Raw genomic sequence first — 19,464 nt, forward strand, 5'->3', positions numbered from 1 at the left:
AGTTCATTTAATAGATAATAATTATTTGTATTTTAGTTAACTTAACCATAATCAAATCGACTTAATTAATTAAATTATTAAAACAAATGGCTATTTTAGCTATTTACACTATTTTTTAATAACGAAAAGGAAAAGGAAAAAGGATTTGGTTTCTACTGCGGTTTTTTGTCTAAATACGTTGAATTTTCGGGGGGGGGGGGGAGAAAAAGGATAGTTCAGACGGTAAAAAGGCTTCATAAAAACAGAGTTCTTAGTGATTTATGTGTCAGGACAATATAAAGTACTCCTACCAAAAACAAAAAGAAAAAAAGCCGACAAACTTAATAAGTTTATCGGCTTCACTTAAGCGAGAGGCTATTAATGCTGCACTCTGCTTATTTATTAGTTATCTTTAGCCTCTTTACGGTTTTTCTTGAACATTTTAGACAGAATCTCGTAAACGATTGGAACGATAAGCAGTGTTAACAATGTTGAGCTTGTTAAACCGCCGATTACGGTAATTCCAAGTCCTTTCGAGATAATTCCGCTTCCGCCATTACCAACTGCAAGTGGAATCAATGCGCCGATTGTAGCAATTGCCGTCATCAGGATTGGACGAAGACGTGTTGCTCCGGCTTCCAGAATGGCATCACGCAAGTTCATACCGTTTCTTTCCATATGAATAATACGGTCTACTAATACAATCGCATTCGTTACGACAATACCAATTAACATCAGCATACCCATCATTACAGAAACAGAGATTGTTTCACCAGCGATTAACAGTCCAACAAACGATCCAATTACTGCAAATGGCAACGAAAATAGAATCGCAAATGGTGCTGCACCTTCACTGAATGTTACAACCAGAATGAAGTATACAATCGCAATTGCAGCAATCATAGCAACTCCAAGCTGTGTGAACGTTTCAGTCATATCAGCTGATACACCTGCTACGTCTTGTGTTACGCCGCTCGGCAAATCGATATCGTTAATTTTGTCATCTACTTTAGAAGTTACTTTTGAAATATCATCTGTTGTGATAGTTCCTGAAACCGTCGCGTAGAATTCACCTTTGCTTCGATCAAGTGTATTAAGAGTAGTACCTTCCTCAACATCTACAAGATCTTTAAGCTTCATATTTGACCCAGTTGCTGTTGCTACTTCGGTATCAAGCAATTCATTCATTGTTTTCGGAACAGATTTTTCTTCCTGTTTAACAATAACATCCAGCTCTTTACCGTCTTTTTCAACCGTAGTCAGAACTTCATCAGAGCCTTGGTTGCTTAATGCCATAACGATTTGACCTGTAGTCAATCCGTACTGTAATAAGTTCTCCTGGTCAACCTTCAAAATGTGCTCTACATATGCTTCTTCTGCACTTGAAGACACATCTTTAAGTCCATCCGTATCTTTCATTACATCTTCAGCTTTTTTAACTGTTTCATTTAATTTGTCTAAATCTTCGCTATAGAATGTATAGCTGATTTCATTTGTAGATCCTGACATGGAGGTGAAGTTTTGGCTCTTCCATTCTCCTGATTGACCAATATCTGCAATATATGTTTCGATATCTTCTTTCACTTCAGAGAAATTCTTCATGTCTGGATCAAAGATCAAGTACATGAGTCCGCCGCCAGCGCCGCCGCCCATCATCGCAGCCGTCATGTCTGCATTGCTGCTGTCTGTAATAGATGTTTGGACAGTATCAATGTCATCACGCTTCAGCATTTCATCCTCAACAACCTGGATGTTATCTGACGTTTGCTTTTCTGTTTCACCAGCTTCTGGTGTATAAGTTAAATACATAACTTTATCTTCTTCGCTTCCCATAAAGCTGAAGCCGATTAATGGTGTCAACGCTAAGCTTCCTGCTAAAAGCACAATTGCAATAGCGGAAGTAATAATTTTATGGTTTAATGCTTTTTCAAGTACTCCACGATACCATAACGCCAGCTTTCCAACTTCTTTATGGCCGCTTTCTGACTTCTCACTGTATAATTTTTTCTTAAATAAGAAGTGCGAAAGTGCTGGTACGATTGTAATAGCGACAATCAAAGATGCCCCAAGAGCAAATGTCATCGTCAATGCGAATGGCATAAACAATTCTCCAACCATACCGCCGACGAAAATTAACGGAGCAAATACAGCAACAGTTACTAATGTAGACGATAGAATCGGCTTAAACATCTCAATTGTTGCTTCGCGAACTAACGCACGTCCTGTTAGCTTCTCTTCTTTAGAGTGCAGTCGTCTATAGATATTTTCTACTACAACGATGGAGTCATCGATTACACGGCCGATGGCTACAGTTATTGCTCCAAGCGTCATAATATTCAATGTAATATCCATCCACTTCAGAAGCAGGAATGCCATGAAAATGGAAACAGGAATGGACACGATGGAAATGATTGTAGATTTAATATCTCGCAGGAACAGCAGGATAATAAGTACTGCAATCGCACCGCCGAAGACTGCTTTTTCAATCATTGTGTGGACAGAATCTTCAATTGGCTGTCCTTGGTCAAGTGTTACGTCAATAACTAAACCGTCAATTTTATCTTTTTCATCGTCAGCAAGATCCTTAACAGCGTTAACTACATCAACTGTATTTGCTTGCTGGCCTTTAACGATCTGAATCGCAATGGCATTTTTTCCATTAGTACGAGAAATCGATTCTTCCTTACCGACAGCCTTAATGGAGGCAATGTCGCTAAGTTTTACAAATGGTGAAGGATTGTCAGCTGTCGGCGTAACCGGAATCAGCATATCCTTCAATTGATTTACTGTAGTAAGCTTTCCGTCAACAGAAACAGCCTCTTCGCCCTCATTAAATTCATAAAGACCTAAAGATGTTGCCATATCACTTGCTTGAATAACTTGCTTAACAGAATCCTCTGTAAGATTCAGCTCAGCCATTTTCTCTTTATTATAGGAGAAGTCCACTTCTTCTACATGCTGACCTGAAATAGTTGCAGAAGCTACCCCATCAAGCTTTTCAATATCAGGAACGATAACGTCCTCTACTCTTGAAGTCAAATCAACAATATCTTCTTCCGTGCTGCTTATGGACAACGCCACAACTGGCATCATGTTCATGCTGATTGCAGAAACAGTAGGAGCATCCACATCTTCTGGAAGTGTTACATTATCTAATGCAGATTCGAGTTGTCTTTTCTTTTCATCCATGTCAATGCCATACTCGTATTCCACTTGTATGCTTGAAACACTGGAGCTCGAATTAGAAAAGACATTTTTTACATCCTCAAGCCCTTCCACTGCCTGCTCAATCGGCATGGACACATCATTCATTACTTGCTCAGGAGTTGCTCCTGGATATACGCCAGTTACCATTAAGTATGGAATGGAAATATCCGGAATCGTCTCCGTTTTCATTTGTGTACCGGAATAAATACCCGAAGCTGTGATAATAATGGTCAATAACCATACCGCTAGCTTATTCTTCAGTACGAAATTAACAATCCCTTTCACTTTTGCACCTACCCTTTATTGACTTTGTCGAACTAATTACTTATAATACTGACTAGCCAGTCATTTGTCAAATCATTTATAGCTAGGAGCTAAAAAAGACAATGTTAAAAAAACAACTAATTATGGACACCGCTTTAGAATTGTTTGCCAAGCAAGGTATTGCCTCAACCTCTGTTCAGCAAATTACGGAAAGCTGCGGAATATCAAAAGGGGCATTTTATCTTTCATTTAAATCAAAGGAGGAGTTGGTTCTCGAGCTCATCGACAATGCGATGAAACAGCTTGTATCTGATCTTGACTACCAAGTCAAACACACGCAAGTTAATGAAAATTCCTTGTATATGTTCTATGAATCTGTCTTTTCTTCTTTTAAAAAGCACTCTGACCAAGGAAAGATTTTCATGAATGACCATCATCTGTCTGTCAGCCCTGAGCTTATTAATAAGATACAGTATTACGATAAGCTGATTAACAGCACCATTCTGCTTTTGATTGAAAAAGTGTACGGCAATTCTATTGACCATTTAAAATATGATTTGCTGTATTGCATAAAGGGTTTCCTTAAAACTTACTCTGAGTTATTTGTCTTTACAAAAATCCCATTGGATGTCAGCCTTCTTTCAAAATCACTTGCAGAAAAAACAAACCTGCTTGCCATGCATGAAACAATCCCTTTTATAACAGAGGAGCTTTCCTATCTGATTGATGCTCCTGCAGAGAGCCCTGTAGACATAGACACCATTATAACCCTCTTAAGCTCACATGCTGAGGCAGCTGATGGAGATTATATCAAGGAATCTCTAAATTTGTTAAAGGAACAAGCAAGTAATCAAACGATGAGTGCTGCCATCATAAACGGGCTCATTGAAAACATTCGCCACATCCCAAATGGCAAATGGCTCGCATATCTTTTGCGCCAATACTTTCAGCTTGAATCCTAAAAAAACAAGTGGCAGGTTAGACTTAAAGTCTAACCTGCCACTTGTTTTTTTCAGCTCAATCCGTATTCTTTTATTTTATTATATAGCGTCCCGCGTGAAATTCCTAAAAGATTTGCTGCAGCACTTTTGTTCCCGTATGTTTTTCGCAAAGCTTCTTCTATTTCTTGTGCTTCATCCAGCTTGGAAAGGGGGCCTGTGGACGACATAACGGTTTCATCTGTATTGTTGCGGATAAGATTTTCTGGCAAATGCTCTAAGCCTATGCGATCTGTATCATGTAAGACAATAACTCTCTCCACTATGCTGCGCAGCTCCCTTACATTCCCCGGCCAGTCATAATTGCTGAAAAAAGTCATTACTTCTTCTCCCATGGAAGGAGGAGCTTTTTTATACTTCGCGCTAAATTCATCAATAGACCTTTCTACAAGTGCAGAAATATCTTCTTTTCTTGTCCTTAACGGCGGAATATAAATATGAATAACAGACAGTTTATAGAAAAGCTTTTCATTTAGCTCTCCATCCTTCAGCAGACTTTCAACCGAACTGGAGGCAGATGCAATAATTCTTGTTGAAGACGTAATTGACTCCGTTCCTCCCACCCGGTAAAAGGAGTTTTCTACTAAGTAGGTGAGCAGCTTCTCTTGTATGAACAAAGGCATTTTGTCTATATTTTCAATAAAGATTGTACCATTGATAGCCTGTTCAATTTTACCTGTAATGATGTTTTGCTTTTCTTCTGTAAACGATGCCTTTTCAATGCCAAAAAGCTCTATCTCCAGCAATGCCGGCGGAATAATCGAACAATTAATATTAACAAAAGGCCCTGTTGCCTTTGAACCGCCATAATGGATAGCCTGCGCAAGCATTTCCTTGCCTGAACCTGGTTCACCTGAGATGAGGACAGGTATATCTGCATGCGCCATTTTTTGAGCTATAGTAAGTGATTCTTGAAACTTGGGACTGCTGCTGTCAAAGGATAAAAATGGATTTATCTTTTGCACGAGCAGTGTCGATGCAGAATCAAGTTCTTCGTTAAGCCGGATCATTTTGGTAATATCATGCTCTGAAGCGATACCACCAATTATTTTATTATCAAAAATGACTGGCGTTGCGTTGATTAACACATGCGTGTCAGCATTCGGTCTGTGATATTGGCCTCTGACCGGGTACCCCTCATTAAGGATATGTTGCAGGACTATTGATTCATCACTAAAATGAGTGCTGATTTTCTTACCGATAATATCTGCTTTTTTTATTTTATATGTTTCCTCTGCTGTTGTGTTCCAGCAGACGACAATTCCTTCCTCATTAACAGCTGTCACAGAATCGTTTATCGTTTCAGCCAGTGTTTGAAAATAAGCAGTAGTTTGTTTATTTTCTGCTTTGAGCATATTTATCCATGCGGCTTCTGTTATAATCCCAACTGGAGCATTGTCCTCAAGCCAAAGCACAGGACGGCGCCAATCAGCGGCATACGGCATATCGCCTGCTGCTGCAGGCGTACTTGGCAGCCAGGAAAGCTTATTCAGCCAATCGTAAATGCTGGTAGATTCTGCTCCTAATGCAATTATTTCATATTCATAATTGCCGATTATAAAGTATGTTCCGCCTGTCACAACGACAAAATTATACTCCCGAAGTTTTGATTTTATCTCAGCTATTGGCGTCTGTTTGTCTGCAACCGCAAAGGAGCGGTCAAGCTGTATTTGTGCACGTTCGAACATACTATTACCCTTTCACGCTTTTTTACTAACTTTACCATACTCTCAAGTCACATTGCTACAGGTAGATTTAAAGAAAGCTTTGAGTGTATAGAAAAAAGCTGACCCAAAATCAAGTCAGCTTTCTCGTTATTAATTACTATACAGATTGCTTGTATTCGTCAAAGCTCTCTATTTGCTTTGCGTTCGGAGCCTCAGTTAACAAGCTTACAATACAGATGGCAGCAAGACCTACAATAAATCCAGGGATAATTTCATAAAGATTATTCTTCAGTACATCAATACTAGCCCAAATGATTACCGTAACTGCTCCGCCAACTATGCCCGCAATTGCTCCCCATCTGTTCATTCTTTTCCAGCACAAACTCAAGAGAATAACAGGACCAAAGGAAGCTCCAAAGCCTGCCCATGCATAACCTACAAGAGAAAGAATCGAGCCATTTTTGTTAAAGGCAAGGAGCACAGCAATTACAGAGACAACAAGCACTGCTAATCTACTAATTGCTAAAAGCTCCTTTTCACTTGCCGTTCGTCTGAAAAATGTCTTGTAAACATCCTCTGTTAAAGAGCTAGCTGTTACTAATAACTGAGATGAAATGGTACTCATAACAGCAGCAAGAATGGCAGCAAGCAGAAAGCCGGTAATCAGCGGATGAAACAATATCTCACTTAACTTTATAAAAATTGTTTCGGCATCCTTTATCTCCAAGCCTTTCTGTGTAAAGTAGGCAAGCCCGATAAATCCAGTAAACATCGCACCACCAACAGAAAAGATCATCCAGCCCATACCAATTCTTCTCGCCTTTTTAATCTCTTTCACTGATGAAATCGCCATAAAACGGACGATAATATGCGGCTGACCAAAATAGCCAAGCCCCCAAGCAAGCAAAGAAATAATGCCAACAACAGTTGTCCCTTTGAAAATATCAAACAGCTTCGGGTTAATTTCTTTAATTGTGTCAAAGCCCGTACCTAAACCGCCAACCTCCATAATCGTGACAATCGGAACAAGAATAAGGGCCACAACCATAATCAAGCCTTGCACAAAATCTGTCCAGCTTACAGCCAAAAATCCGCCAAATAGAGTATAGGCAATAACGACTGCGGCAACAATCCAAAGCCCTGCCTGATAATGCATACCAAAGGTTGTTTCAAATAATACCCCACCTGACACCATTCCAGATGAAACATAAAACGTGAAAAAGATGATAATAACGAGTCCTGATGTCAGTCGCAATATGCTTGATTTATCTTGAAACCTGTTTTCCAAAAAAGCTGGAATTGTCATCGAATTATTGGCTACTTCTGTATAAGCCCTTAAGCGCGGTGCTACATAAAGCCAATTTAAATATGCTCCTATCGTTAATCCTATCGCAATCCAAGAGGCACTTATCCCTTGTGTGTACATTGCTCCAGGCAGCCCCATAAGCAGCCAGCCGCTCATATCAGCGGCGCCTGCACTCAATGCAGTAACAGCAGGTCCAAGCGACCTTCCGCCAATCATATAGTCTGATAGATTTGATGTGCGTTTATAAGCAAAATAGCCAATTATAAGCATTCCAGCCATGTAAATAGCAATCGAAATCAAAATTTGTGTATTCAATCCCATCCCCCGTTCTCTTTTCTAAGAAGTCCTTTTATCTCCGTCTGATTCTTTTCGATTTCCGAATATTCATTCTTTTGTAGGTAGAAAATCAGAAAAAACCTTTAGCGATTATGTATTTTTCTATTTTTTCGCTTAATAGGAGATGCACATTCAAAAAGCACATCTCCTAGTCTATTATTTTTATATTATTTTTTTCGAGATGTCAACTTCGCTTGAGTAAATAATAGCAAATAATCGAAGCCGCCAGCTTTCGAATCAGTCCCTGACATGTTGAAACCACCGAACGGATTAGCACCTACAAGTGCCCCAGTACATTTTTTATTAATATATAAATTTCCACAGTGCATATTTTCATGAGCATAATCAATTCTGCTTGCTTCCTTGGAATGATACGCCCCTGTTAAACCGTATTCCGTATTGTTGTATATGTCGATCGCTTCCTGCCAATCAGCTGCTTTAGCAATAGCCAGAACAGGACCGAATATTTCTTCCTGCATAATGCGTGCCTGCGGGCTCACATCAGCAAATATAGTTGGCTCTATATAAAAACCGTTGCCGTCTGCACGCTTCCCTCCCGTAAGTAATGCCCCTTCTGTTTTGCCAATGTCGATATAGCCCATGATCTTATCAAATGACTTTTTATCGATGACAGGACCGATTGCATAATTCTTCTCTGGCAGACCAATCGGAAGTTTTTTTGTTAATTCCACTACCTTTTTGACCACTTCATCGTAAGCGGACTGTACAATAATTGCTCGTGAGCCTGCAGAGCATTTCTGCCCTTGGTATCCGTAAGCAGAAGCAACAATCGCAGCTGCTGCAGCGTCCAGGTCAGCTGTCTCATCAACAACTATTCCATCTTTCCCGCCCATTTCAGCAATGACACGCTTAAGCCAAATCTGCCCCTCTTGTACCTTTGCCGCTCTTTCATAAATTCTACAACCAACTGCTCTTGATCCTGTAAACGAGATAAACCTTGTTTTCGGGTGCTCGACTAAATACTCGCCAACCTCGATGCCATCACCAGGCAGATAGTTCAACACACCTGCAGGCAAACCAACCTCCTCCATCAATTCAACGAACTTCGCAGCAATGACAGGGGTAGCATCAGCAGGCTTTAGAATAACCGTATTACCAGAGACAATGGCAGCAACTGTCGTTCCAGCCATAATCGCCAGCGGAAAATTAAACGGTGATATCACAATACCGACACCTAACGGGATATATGTGATTTGATTATCATCGCCTTCAATCTTAGTAAGTGGCTGGTGCACACTGGTTTGACTTAACCGAATCATTTCTCGTCCGTAAAATTCAAGAAAGTCAATTGCCTCAGCAGTATCAGCATCTGCCTCCACCCAGTTTTTTCCTGACTCATAAACAAGATAAGATGAAAACTCATGCTTCCGTTCTCTCATCAACTCAGCAGCCTTAAACAAGTAAGCGGCACGCTCTGCGGGAGCAACCTTTTTCCACGTTTCAAATGCTGCTAATGCTGTTTGCATCGCTTTTTCTGCTAGGTTAGTAGATCCTTTGCTGACAGTGCCTACTACTTCGTCAACATTACCTGGATTCACAGAGACTATTTCTTCCTCCACGAAAAGCTTTTCACTGCCGATAATGATTGGATACTTCTTCCCAAAGCCCTCTCGTACTCTTGCTAACGCAGCATGCATTGCCGTCTTATTTTCCTCTGCAGTAAAATCAGTCAATGCCTCATTTTTGAAAGTTGTGTATGGTGCAGTTGTCGTCATAATAGTTCAGTCTCCTTTATTATTGTTTTTATGAAAAACATTGAAAGACACTTACTTAAATAAATTCTTGACGATAAACCAAACGTTTGCTGGTCTTTCTGCGAGCCTTCTCATAAAATAACCAAACCAGTCAATACCGTAAGGAACATAAATCCTGACCTTAAAGCCTTCCTTCACAAGTCTGTCCTGAAGGTCCTCACAGATTCCAAAAAGCATTTGAAATTCAAATTGGTCCTTATGAATGCCATATTCGTTCACAACCGATTTTGTGAAGTCTACCATTGCCTCATCATGTGTTGCCACAGCTGCATAGTTACCGTTCAGCAAATGCTGCTTAATGATTTTTTGGAAATTTTCATCGACATCCTTTTTTTCTGGAAAAGCAACACTTGGTGATTCTTTATAAGCTCCCTTCACAAGACGAAGGTTAGCATGGAGATCATTTAAGTCTGCTATATCTGCTTCGGTCCTGTACAAATACGCTTGCAGAACAATACCGACATTATCATATTCCTGACGGAGCTCCTTATAAATATTGATTGATTCCTGACAATGACCATAATCCTCCATATCGATTCTTACAAAATTTCCGTATGACTTTGCACGGTCGAGGATATTACGCATATTCTTCATGCATAATTCCCTGTTAATATCTAATCCGAGCGATGTCATTTTTAAGGATAAATTTGATTTGGCCTGTGCCTCCGCAATTGCATCCAATGTTTGGATACACATCGCAGCTGATTCAACAGCCTCTGCCTCTGTCGAAATAAATTCACCAAGATGGTCCAATGTCACGACCTTGCCTTCTTTGTTTAATTTTTTTACAGCATCAATGGCCATATTGATTGACTCTCCTGCAACGAATCTTGCTGCACCCAATCGAAGTCCATATCTTTTTGCAAGTTTATTGGCTGGCTGATTTTTTGCTAATGATTGAAACATATTCCTCATAAGCACTTCCATTTTCATTCAATCCTCCTTGTTATCAAGCCTCTTGCTTCATTTTATTCATGCTGACGGCAAAAATTACTCCTTCTTTTAACATAAGTGTTCAATTTGTTTCATGTTTGTACAATGTTGTCTACTTAATCAGATTATATAATATAATTATGCAGAATTGTATAAAATAGTAAGGATTTCTAACATATTTTTTTCTTTTTTACAATGAATATATTATTTACCTTATATCCCCTTAATACTGTCGACATAAAAAAAGGGACACAGACAAATCTGCATCCCTTTTAACCTAGTTTCTTCTATATTATATATTCCCTGCAATGACTGACCTATTCCAGCCCACCAAACCATTTAGAAACAAGCTCATCCAATTTTCCATTTTCTTTCATAACAGCTAATTCTTTGTTAAACTCTTCTGTAAAATCACTGTCCTTTTGAAAAGCAATGGAAGCCCCGATTGTTTCATTATTAGGTACAGAGATGACCTTTAAATTGTCATTGTTCTTTAAGTAGCCTTTAGAAACAGCATCTTCCATCAATACTCCATCAAAACGACCACTCTTCAATTCCTCCACCAAGTCAGGTACTCTGTCTCTGGTTTCGACTTTAAAGTCCACTTCCTTCTGCAGTTCTTCTGCTTTATCTGCTTGAATCGAACCGATTTGCACTCCAACTGTTTTCCCTTTAATATCTTCAAATGACTGAACATCCCCATCTTTAGCAACAACCATTAAAATATCGCTTCGGAAATAAGAGTCTGTGAAATCGACATTTTTACTGCGCTCAGGAGTTGGCTCCATCCCTGCCATAACGAAATCAACCTTTCCAGATTGCAGTGATGTAATCAATCCACTAAAATCCATATCCTTCACAACAATTTCATATCCAAGCTTCTCACCAAGCGCCATAGCAAGATCAACATCAAAACCGATAATATCCTCGCTAGTCGCCGTATCAATATACTCAAACGGAGAGTAATCAGCCGACGTTCCCATCACCAATTGCTTCTTATCCCCATCCCCGCCAGACGCACTTTTACCACAAGCAGCTAACAGCATACAAACTACCAGCAAAACAATCCCCAAAACTCTTTTCTTCAAAAAAACCCCTCCATCCAGCACATATGTATCTTATAATACGTTTTATGACGTTTCACTTATTTATACAACTTTCCAACAACATAGTCAACATATTATTAGAATATACAGAAAAGTGTAGGGCGATTGTTTAGCGACGGAGAAACTGGAAGGCCTCGACTGAGATAAAGGAAACACACCGAACGATAGTGAGGTGATGTTGACTTATCCCAGGGAGAAGTGTGAAGTCCAATAGGCGCTTGGGTTTCGGCGACATGCATAAGACCACAGCCCTCGACCGCTCTCATCGCAAATCAACAAAAAAGCAATCTTCCCACGAAGATTGCTTCATTATTAAAAAGAGAATTTATAGCGTTCGCCAATAATATACTGTTTACCTAAATAAACCGGGATATCACCATCAGAGACAACTGTTTCTAAATAGAAAAGCGGTTCTCCCACTGTAACATCAAGCAATGGTGCTTCTTTTTCAGAGGCTCTGGCTATTTCCAAGGAGGTTTCACCTGCATTATTAAGGTTGATATTGTATTTTTCCTGGAGCAGCTCGTAAAGGGAGCCGTCGAGATTTTCTTCTAGTAAAAATTTATACCGTTTAAAGGAATAGAAGTTATTTTCGAGCATAAGCGGCAGATTATCTGCAAATCGGACTCTTTGGATGTGAATAAGCTGGTCATCTGCTTCTAGCATCAGCCGTTCTTGTTCATTTGTGTCCGCGTCGATTATTTCTTTTTTAATAACCTTGCTTGTTACTTTTAAGCCATATGCTTCACAAGAAGCAGTAAAGCTTTTTAAATGGAGAATTTTCCTGTCGATTTTCTGTGTTTGGACAAATGTCCCTTTTCCTTGCTTTTTAACAAGATATCCTTCTTCAACCAGCTCGGTGATTGCCTTACGGACAGTAACTCTGCTTATATTATATTTATCGCTGAGCTCTACCTCTGTCGGAATCTTGTCACCAGCCTTCAAGCGGTTAGCAGTAATCTCTGTACGCAACGTTTCTTTCAGCTGAATATACAGAGGGACACGGTTCTCTTGCTTAATCATTTTTGCTGTCACCCACTATTTCATTCATTTACTCCAAGGATAACAAAGACGTGGCGATAAATAAATCATTTATCCGCATTAATATGCCTTCCCGTATCCAAATGCACCTTCTACAAGACAAGACGAAGCGGCAAATTCTGCCCCTTTAGCAAGTGCAGCTTCTATGCCATCTTGTTCATTTTGCAGAAGATGAACAAGAAACGCAGTCAAAAAGGAGTCTCCTGCACCTAATGTATCAACAGCCTCAACCAGCTTTGGCTTTTGCTTATAAAAACTGTTTCCATCATATAGAAGCGCTCCGTCTGCTCCCATTGTCGCAACCGCTAAATTATTTCCCAAAGAAACCATTCTCTTTAAAGTATCCTTAGCCTCTGCTTCCGATAAATGGCTGCAGGACAGAAAGCTGAAATCAACATATGGACCAATTTCAGCCAGATACTCTTTTGTAAAATCGTCAGAGAAATCAAAAGAAATAGGCACTCCTGCAGCTCTTAGCTTCGGCATAACCTCTTCCATATAGCTATACTTGCTTGTATGCAGCAAGTCAAAGGATTGAATATACTTCATATCCTCCTCCTCTAATTGGAGCTTATGATATTGTCTGATACCACCTTCATTACTTTCCAAAAATACTCGGTCACCGTTCTCGAGGCCAACGAGAGCATATCCGCTCTCCCCTTCGATATCCTTACAATGGCTTGTATCAATCTCCAATTCTTGTAATACAGCCTTAATATGATTTGCTTCACCATCTGTGCCGAAAATACCTAAATAAGCAGCATTCTCCCCAAGCAGTTGTGCATAAACACTGAAGTTCAGCGCATTTCCCCCTGGATACATTACTCTTTTATACGTATATTTATCAACAACATTATCGCCAATCCCCAATACCCTCATGAAATCCCTCCTCTATGCTGTATATGTACTGTACACCGATTATACAATAGTGAACAATTAATTAATCAACAATGTCTAAAGAAAAGCCAGCTGTTCATTTAATAAGCAACTTTGCCCATATATCTTCTTGTTTCTAATGGATGCTTTCTGATTTCTGCCAGCTCTGCCCGATAAATACTCAAAATACTGTAAAACACAATCGGATTGAAAAACTCAACTACCTCATCATCAATCGTATTAATACCTAATTCCTTGCAATCGACAACTTCTATCTTTTCGCCATACTGTTTTAAGAAAGTAAGCGCCCTTTCATCCAAAGCTCTTGTTCTGCCTTCATTCATAAGTAAAATATACGGTGTCTCCTTATCTGTTACCTCGAACGGTCCATGAAAATACTCACCAGAATGAATGGCAGAAGCATGCACCCATTGCATTTCCATAAGCGAGCAAATCGAAAACCCATAAGCATGACCATAGGAAGCACCACTTGATAATACGTAAAACATATTTTCATGCTGATATTTTTTCGCAAAGGCTTTTGCTCGTTCAGCCACTTGTACCCTTGCTTTAGCGATTATTGTATTAACCTGCTCTAATCCTTTTATGACCTTCTCATATCCATCGTAGCATTCTGTGCTGTGCAGCGCTTCGACAGCAATATTAAAAATAATAGCCATCGGATTGTCTTTTACGTCCGTCTCTTCGCCCCATTTATAAAGAATATTATAGTCGCCATACTCAATCAATGCTCCTGTTTCATTATGTGTTAATGTAATAGTTGCCGCGCCGTGCTCCTGAGCAGTTTTCGCTGCTTCTACCGATTCTTTTGTATTTCCACCGTGTGAGCAGACAACAACAAGTGAGTGACTTCCAAGGGCTTTAGGGACTGCATGGACGAACTCATTGCTTGTATAAAGAGATACTCTCATCTGCTTTGCTTCGCTTTTGAAGAAATATTCAGATAAGTACATATCAACTAAAGAGCCGCCACATGCAACTAAATATAGATCTTTAATTCCTTCCTCCCTGTTTGCTTGTATTTCTCTAATGATATTCTTTACGTTCATGTCTCTCTCCCCTATATCTATCAACTTGTACATTTTAAAATACGTATTAAAACGTATTATTAATACAAATGATAACGACATATCTGTTTTTCGTCAACCACAAAAAAAACGCGGCAACTATGCCCCGTTTTGACTGTTATTTTATTATCTCTCCTGTGTCGCCTGTTTGAAGCCCTGCTGCGTTTGCTTCATCTGTGTCAATATGCATGTCCAATGCATACGTATCCTTCACTCTAATAAGGACTTTGTTAAAAGTCAGCTCTCTTTCTCCAGCGGTTTTAACACTCACATATTGCCCATCCTTCACACCGAAGCTGTCTGCATCTGCATTTGTCATATGGATATGGCGTTCAGCAATAATAACGCCCTTATCAATCGTTATTTCGCCATTAGGACCAATGATTGTGATTCCTGGTGTGCCATCAATTTTTCCTGAAGGACGAATCGGAGGATCAATACGGAGCATGCGTGCATCCGTTTTAGAAATTTCCACCTGTGTCAACGTTCGGATTGGGCCAAGAATACGAACTCTTTGAATTTCTGATTTATCTGTTCTAATCGTGACTGTTTCTTCTGCAGCGAACTCACCAGGCTGTGACAGCTCCTTTTTGCTTGTCAGTTCATAATTATCGCCAAACAGCCTGTCCACATCTTCTTTTGTTAAATGGATATGCCTATTGGAAACACCGATAGGGATTTGCATCTGTCATCCATCTCCTTTACTCCTAATTTTGTTTACTTTTCCCTAATAAAAGAAGTTTAATCAGTATTCATCATATACTGTATCGCCTCGAAATGTCCTAAACAAACCCTTAAAAATTAAAAGCCTATCGTCCCATAATGGATTCAAGGCTATTTCGACCTTATTTCATGGTTATGGCTTTATTATCTAACGTTTTTCCTGCCAAATAATAATCGATAATAGCAAGCATTGCTTTTCCTGATGTAAGCATTGCCTTTTCATCAAAATCAAATTTAGGGTGATGATGTGGATATACTGCTTGAATTTCCTCATTTCCTGCCCCAGTAAAAAAGAGCATTCCGGGAATTTCCTCTAAGTAAAGGGCAAAATCTTCACTGACAAGCAGTGGGGGAACCTCATTCAATGTAATTTCTGGGAGGGCAGATGCAATAGCATTTGTGAAAATATCTGTTTCAGCAGGATGATTATAAACTGCGGGCATTCCAAAGTGGTACTTAAACTCATAGTCTGCCTTTTGGCTTGTGCAGATTCCTTTTATTGTATCTTCCATCGCTTCTTTAACAAGCTGTTGAACTTCCTTTTCATATGTTCTCACAGTCCCTTTCATTAAAGCAGAATCAGCAATTACATTTGCTGCATTGCCTGCATGGATGGAGCCTATCGTCAGAACGGCTGTTTTTTGAGGATGGACTCTGCGGCTGACAATGTATTGAAGCTGATTAATCAGAGCACCAGCAATTGCTATGGAGTCAACCGTATCATGTGGAGAAGATCCGTGGCCACCCTTCCCCTTTATTTTTATGGAAAAGCCATCTCCTGCTGCTGTTGTATAGCCTTTCGTAAAGGAAATTTCTCCTGTTGGATTTAAGCTCCATAGATGGTTGGCAAAGACCGCATCCACTCCAGCAAGACAATTGTCGGCAATCATCTTTTCTGCACCGCCCCCGCCTTCCTCTGCATGCTGAAAAAGCAGCACAACATTGCCTGCAAGACTGTCCCGATTGTCATACAATACTTTGCCAACCGCAAGCAATGTGGCTGTGTGACCGTCATGGCCGCATGCATGCATAATACCGTCAATCTTCGACTTATATGGCACATCCTTTTCATCCTGAATTGGCAATGCATCAAAGTCCGCACGTAAAGCAATTGTCTTGCCTGGTCTTGCGCCGTTAATATAACCAAGTACTCCCATAGCACCAACATTCGTTCTGATATCAATCCCGAAATCTATTAAAATGTCTGCAATCATTTTAGATGTTTTATATTCTTGATTAGTCAGCTCTGGATATTGATGGAAATGCCGTCTCCACTCTACCATTTTTTCATACATATTCTCCAATTGTTCATTCCAAGCTTCCAGCATTCCAGTTCCTCCTCTTTTTATTTCAGTAAATTCAGAAAAACCAAAGTGTAATTTACCGAAATTCTTTGTATAATGTACTGCCAAGGCAGCAATCAATCCACCCTGGCATAGTACTCACAGCTATTTACCACCAAAAAACTTTTTGAATTTCTCCAGCTCTTCCTTACTGTATTCCTTCGTTTGATCAAAATACGGATTATTTTCCAATGGGTCTTTAGGATCTAAATTTGTTTTCATCGAGAAAGCAGCTTGGTTTAGACCATCTCCAATAAGGCGATCATCTAAACTGTTGAAGTCTGGCGTTTTTGTTCCTTTATCGTTTTCCATTATCCCACCTCCTAACAAGCTTAGGGTGGGCGTTTCCTATTATTTTATGTAAAGAGCTTACTTGTGCATGGCAAGAGCATTAACATGTGTAACTCTTTTTTTAATATGTTTTTTACTTATTCTTCAAAATAATGGTTTCATTATACGTTTAAGGACTATTTTGGTCAACGAATATTAAGAAAATTACGACTATTTATTCTATTAATAATTTTAATCATAAAAAAAGCTCTCACTTTAAAGTGAGAGCTCGCTTATTAAAGCACACGAGTAGTTACAATCCCTTCAATTTCACGGATTTTTGCTTCTAATGAAGGAATGATATCTCCTTCGACTTCATTGTCGATATCAATCATCGTGTAGGCATATTCACCACGGCTTCTGTTAACCATGTCTGCAATGTTCAAGCTGTAGCCAGAAATCGCCATTGTAATCTGTCCAACCATGTTCGGTACGTTTTTATGGAAAGCTGCAACTCTCTGCTTGCCAGTGTATGGAAGATACACATTTGGGAAGTTAACAGAGTTCTTAATATTCCCTGTTTCCAAGTAATCCTTTACTTGACGTGCAGCCATAATCGCACAGTTTTCTTCTGATTCCTGTGTTGATGCACCAAGATGTGGAACTGGAATGATGTTTTTCATTTTTAAAACATTTTCGTTTGGGAAATCTGTAATATATCTGCCGACTTCGCCATTTTCTAAAGCAACAGCCATATCGATTTCGTTCACTAGTTCACCGCGGGAGAAGTTCAGAATTTGCACGCCTTCCTTCATAATGCTGAATGCTTCTTTATTAAACATGCCCTTTGTATCATTAGTTAATGGTACATGAACAGTAATATAGTCGCTTTCTGCAAACAGCTGCTCAAGTGTCATAGCACGCTGTACATTTCGAGAAAGATTCCATGCTGTGTCAACAGAAATGAACGGATCAAAGCCGATAACATCCATATCTAAGTCAAGCGCATCATTTGCAACTAGTGCTCCAATTGCGCCTAAGCCGATAACACCTAATGTTTTTCCTTTGATTTCCTTACCGACAAATTGCTTTTTACCTGCCTCTACAAGCTTTGGAATTTGCTCGCCTTCATCCTTTAGGTTTTTCGCCCAAGCAACACCATCAAATAGGTTTCGAGAAGAAGCCATTAAAGAAGTAAGCACCATTTCTTTAACAGCATTGGCATTTGCTCCTGGTGTATTGAAAACAACAATACCTTGTTCTGTGCATTTTTCGACTGGAATATTGTTAACACCTGCGCCTGCACGTGCGATTGCTTTTAATTTATTCCCGAGTTCGATTGCATGCATATTATAGCTGCGAACGACAATTGCATCCGGATTTTCACTGTCATTATCAATGATAAAGTTTTCTTTTTTAAACACGTTCAACCCGCTGCCTGCGATATTATTCAAGGTTTTAATTGTTTTCACTTTGTCTAAAAGCGTTGTGCTCATGTTAATTGCTCCTCTTCCCATAAAATAGTTCGCAAAATCCTTTGCGATTTGACCAAAAATAGCCCAAAATCTCTTCTATAAAGAGAAAGAGGCAAAGGAAAAAGAGAAAGCTTTATTCCCTTACCTCTGCCCAGGCGAACGGCATCGACACCATGTGCTCCCCTACGGTTAACCCCGCGTTTCGCCAGTCACACACAGCCTTTTGATTTCTTCTAATTTAACAAATTCCCTAAAAAGATTCAATCATTATTTCAAAATTCACCAAGTTAATTATTTTCCAAATCACACGGTACTTTTCTTAAATAATTTTTTCTTTAAATTATTTCTTCTTTGACACATACTCTTAATCTGCAACAAAAGCTGTACTCCTTTCCCTGCATAGGAAAGACAGGATATTTCTATAGCAGATTAGGCTGCCTTTACTTTTAGCATTTCTATTGCAAAAAAACACCAACTAATTCACTTCATATATTGTTTATGGATGCTATGCAACAAAATCTTATTTATTAAAATATGCTGTTCACAAAAATTAGGACCAGCATATATATTAATTTCTCTTAAAAAGACAGCTTAGCATTTATTTCCCCTTTAAAAAAATAGGTTCATTTCAAAAAAAAATGCTATTATGATACCAAATGAACTAGGGGGATATTCGAGTTGAAAAAGGTTGTTAATGTAGTTGCAGGTATCATTGAAAACGAACAAAACGAAATATTATGTGCTCTTCGTTCACCAATAATGTCCCTGCCAAATAGATGGGAGTTCCCAGGCGGAAAAATCGAATCAGGGGAAAACATCTTTACAGCTTTAGAAAGAGAAATTACAGAGGAGCTAGGTTGCACTATTAAAGCAACAGAGGTTTTTCACATAAACACACATGAATATGATTCCTTTATCATTACATTAACTTGTGTGAAGGCAGCTATCGTCTCAGGCACTCCGACAGCTAGTGAACACGCTAAGTTGATGTGGCTAAAAAGAGATAGCTTAGAATCATTAAACTGGGCTCCTGCCGATATTCCAGCAGTGCAAAAATTAATGAAGCAATAAACCATA

General features: G+C 39.3%; 15 protein-coding genes and 1 riboswitch. Of the genes, 2 read left to right on the forward strand and 13 right to left on the reverse strand.

Going from position 1 to position 19,464, the window contains the following annotated elements:
* Window positions 1–381: 381 nt before the first annotated feature.
* Complete coding sequence (locus CEQ21_RS08240; RefSeq protein WP_185764194.1) at window positions 382–3,471, reverse strand: efflux RND transporter permease subunit; 3,090 nt, start codon at window positions 3,469–3,471, stop codon at window positions 382–384.
* Between the two features lie 101 nt (window positions 3,472–3,572).
* On the opposite strand from CEQ21_RS08240, the gene CEQ21_RS08245 reads away from it, so the two are divergent.
* Window positions 3,573–4,412, forward strand: coding sequence for a TetR/AcrR family transcriptional regulator (locus CEQ21_RS08245; RefSeq protein ID WP_185764195.1), 840 nt, complete (start codon window positions 3,573–3,575; stop codon window positions 4,410–4,412).
* Between the two features lie 50 nt (window positions 4,413–4,462).
* On the opposite strand, the gene CEQ21_RS08250 is transcribed toward CEQ21_RS08245, so the two are convergent.
* The 12 genes from CEQ21_RS08250 to CEQ21_RS08305 all read right to left on the reverse strand — a co-directional run bounded on the left by CEQ21_RS08250 (window position 4,463) and on the right by CEQ21_RS08305 (window position 18,408).
* A complete protein-coding gene (locus CEQ21_RS08250) occupies window positions 4,463–6,136 on the reverse strand; it encodes a sigma-54 interaction domain-containing protein (RefSeq protein WP_185764196.1) in 1,674 nt (557 codons plus the stop codon).
* Window positions 6,137–6,272: 136 nt separating this feature from the next.
* Window positions 6,273–7,736: a sodium/proline symporter PutP gene (gene putP, locus CEQ21_RS08255; RefSeq protein WP_185764197.1), complete on the reverse strand. Its 1,464-nt coding sequence runs from the start codon at window positions 7,734–7,736 to the stop codon at window positions 6,273–6,275.
* Between the two features lie 188 nt (window positions 7,737–7,924).
* Complete coding sequence (gene pruA, locus CEQ21_RS08260; RefSeq protein ID WP_185764198.1) at window positions 7,925–9,493, reverse strand: L-glutamate gamma-semialdehyde dehydrogenase; 1,569 nt, start codon at window positions 9,491–9,493, stop codon at window positions 7,925–7,927.
* A 51-nt stretch (window positions 9,494–9,544) separates the two neighbouring features.
* The gene (locus CEQ21_RS08265) at window positions 9,545–10,459 is read right to left on the reverse strand and encodes a proline dehydrogenase family protein (RefSeq protein ID WP_185767194.1); all 915 of its coding nucleotides are present in this window, start codon (window positions 10,457–10,459) and stop codon (window positions 9,545–9,547) included.
* 323 nt (window positions 10,460–10,782) lie between these two features.
* Window positions 10,783–11,511, reverse strand: a complete 729-nt coding sequence (locus tag CEQ21_RS08270) for a transporter substrate-binding domain-containing protein (protein ID WP_185767195.1) — start codon at window positions 11,509–11,511, stop codon at window positions 10,783–10,785.
* A gap of 372 nt (window positions 11,512–11,883) precedes the next feature.
* Window positions 11,884–12,594, reverse strand: coding sequence for a GntR family transcriptional regulator (locus CEQ21_RS08275; RefSeq protein ID WP_185764199.1), 711 nt, complete (start codon window positions 12,592–12,594; stop codon window positions 11,884–11,886).
* A gap of 78 nt (window positions 12,595–12,672) precedes the next feature.
* Window positions 12,673–13,491, reverse strand: a complete 819-nt coding sequence (locus CEQ21_RS08280; protein ID WP_185764200.1) for a fructoselysine 6-kinase — start codon at window positions 13,489–13,491, stop codon at window positions 12,673–12,675.
* A 98-nt stretch (window positions 13,492–13,589) separates the two neighbouring features.
* Window positions 13,590–14,558 (reverse strand): SIS domain-containing protein, encoded by a 969-nt coding sequence (locus CEQ21_RS08285; protein WP_185764201.1) that lies wholly within the window; start codon window positions 14,556–14,558, stop codon window positions 13,590–13,592.
* Between the two features lie 136 nt (window positions 14,559–14,694).
* Window positions 14,695–15,261: a phosphate propanoyltransferase gene (gene pduL / locus CEQ21_RS08290; RefSeq protein ID WP_185764202.1), complete on the reverse strand. Its 567-nt coding sequence runs from the start codon at window positions 15,259–15,261 to the stop codon at window positions 14,695–14,697.
* A 160-nt stretch (window positions 15,262–15,421) separates the two neighbouring features.
* Complete coding sequence (locus CEQ21_RS08295) at window positions 15,422–16,627, reverse strand: M20 metallopeptidase family protein (RefSeq protein ID WP_185764203.1); 1,206 nt, start codon at window positions 16,625–16,627, stop codon at window positions 15,422–15,424.
* Between the two features lie 120 nt (window positions 16,628–16,747).
* Window positions 16,748–16,954 (reverse strand): hypothetical protein, encoded by a 207-nt coding sequence (locus tag CEQ21_RS08300; protein ID WP_185764204.1) that lies wholly within the window; start codon window positions 16,952–16,954, stop codon window positions 16,748–16,750.
* Window positions 16,955–17,208: 254 nt separating this feature from the next.
* Window positions 17,209–18,408: a phosphoglycerate dehydrogenase gene (locus tag CEQ21_RS08305; protein WP_185764205.1), complete on the reverse strand. Its 1,200-nt coding sequence runs from the start codon at window positions 18,406–18,408 to the stop codon at window positions 17,209–17,211.
* A 121-nt stretch (window positions 18,409–18,529) separates the two neighbouring features.
* A riboswitch (ZMP/ZTP riboswitch) is annotated at window positions 18,530–18,610 on the reverse strand.
* Between the two features lie 455 nt (window positions 18,611–19,065).
* On the opposite strand from CEQ21_RS08305, the gene CEQ21_RS08310 reads away from it, so the two are divergent.
* Window positions 19,066–19,458, forward strand: coding sequence for a (deoxy)nucleoside triphosphate pyrophosphohydrolase (locus CEQ21_RS08310; protein WP_185764206.1), 393 nt, complete (start codon window positions 19,066–19,068; stop codon window positions 19,456–19,458).
* The last annotated feature ends 6 nt before the right edge of the window (window positions 19,459–19,464 follow it).

Origin of the sequence: Niallia circulans (assembly GCF_007273535.1) — a bacterium.
Lineage (GTDB): Bacteria > Bacillota > Bacilli > Bacillales > Cytobacillaceae > Niallia > Niallia circulans_B.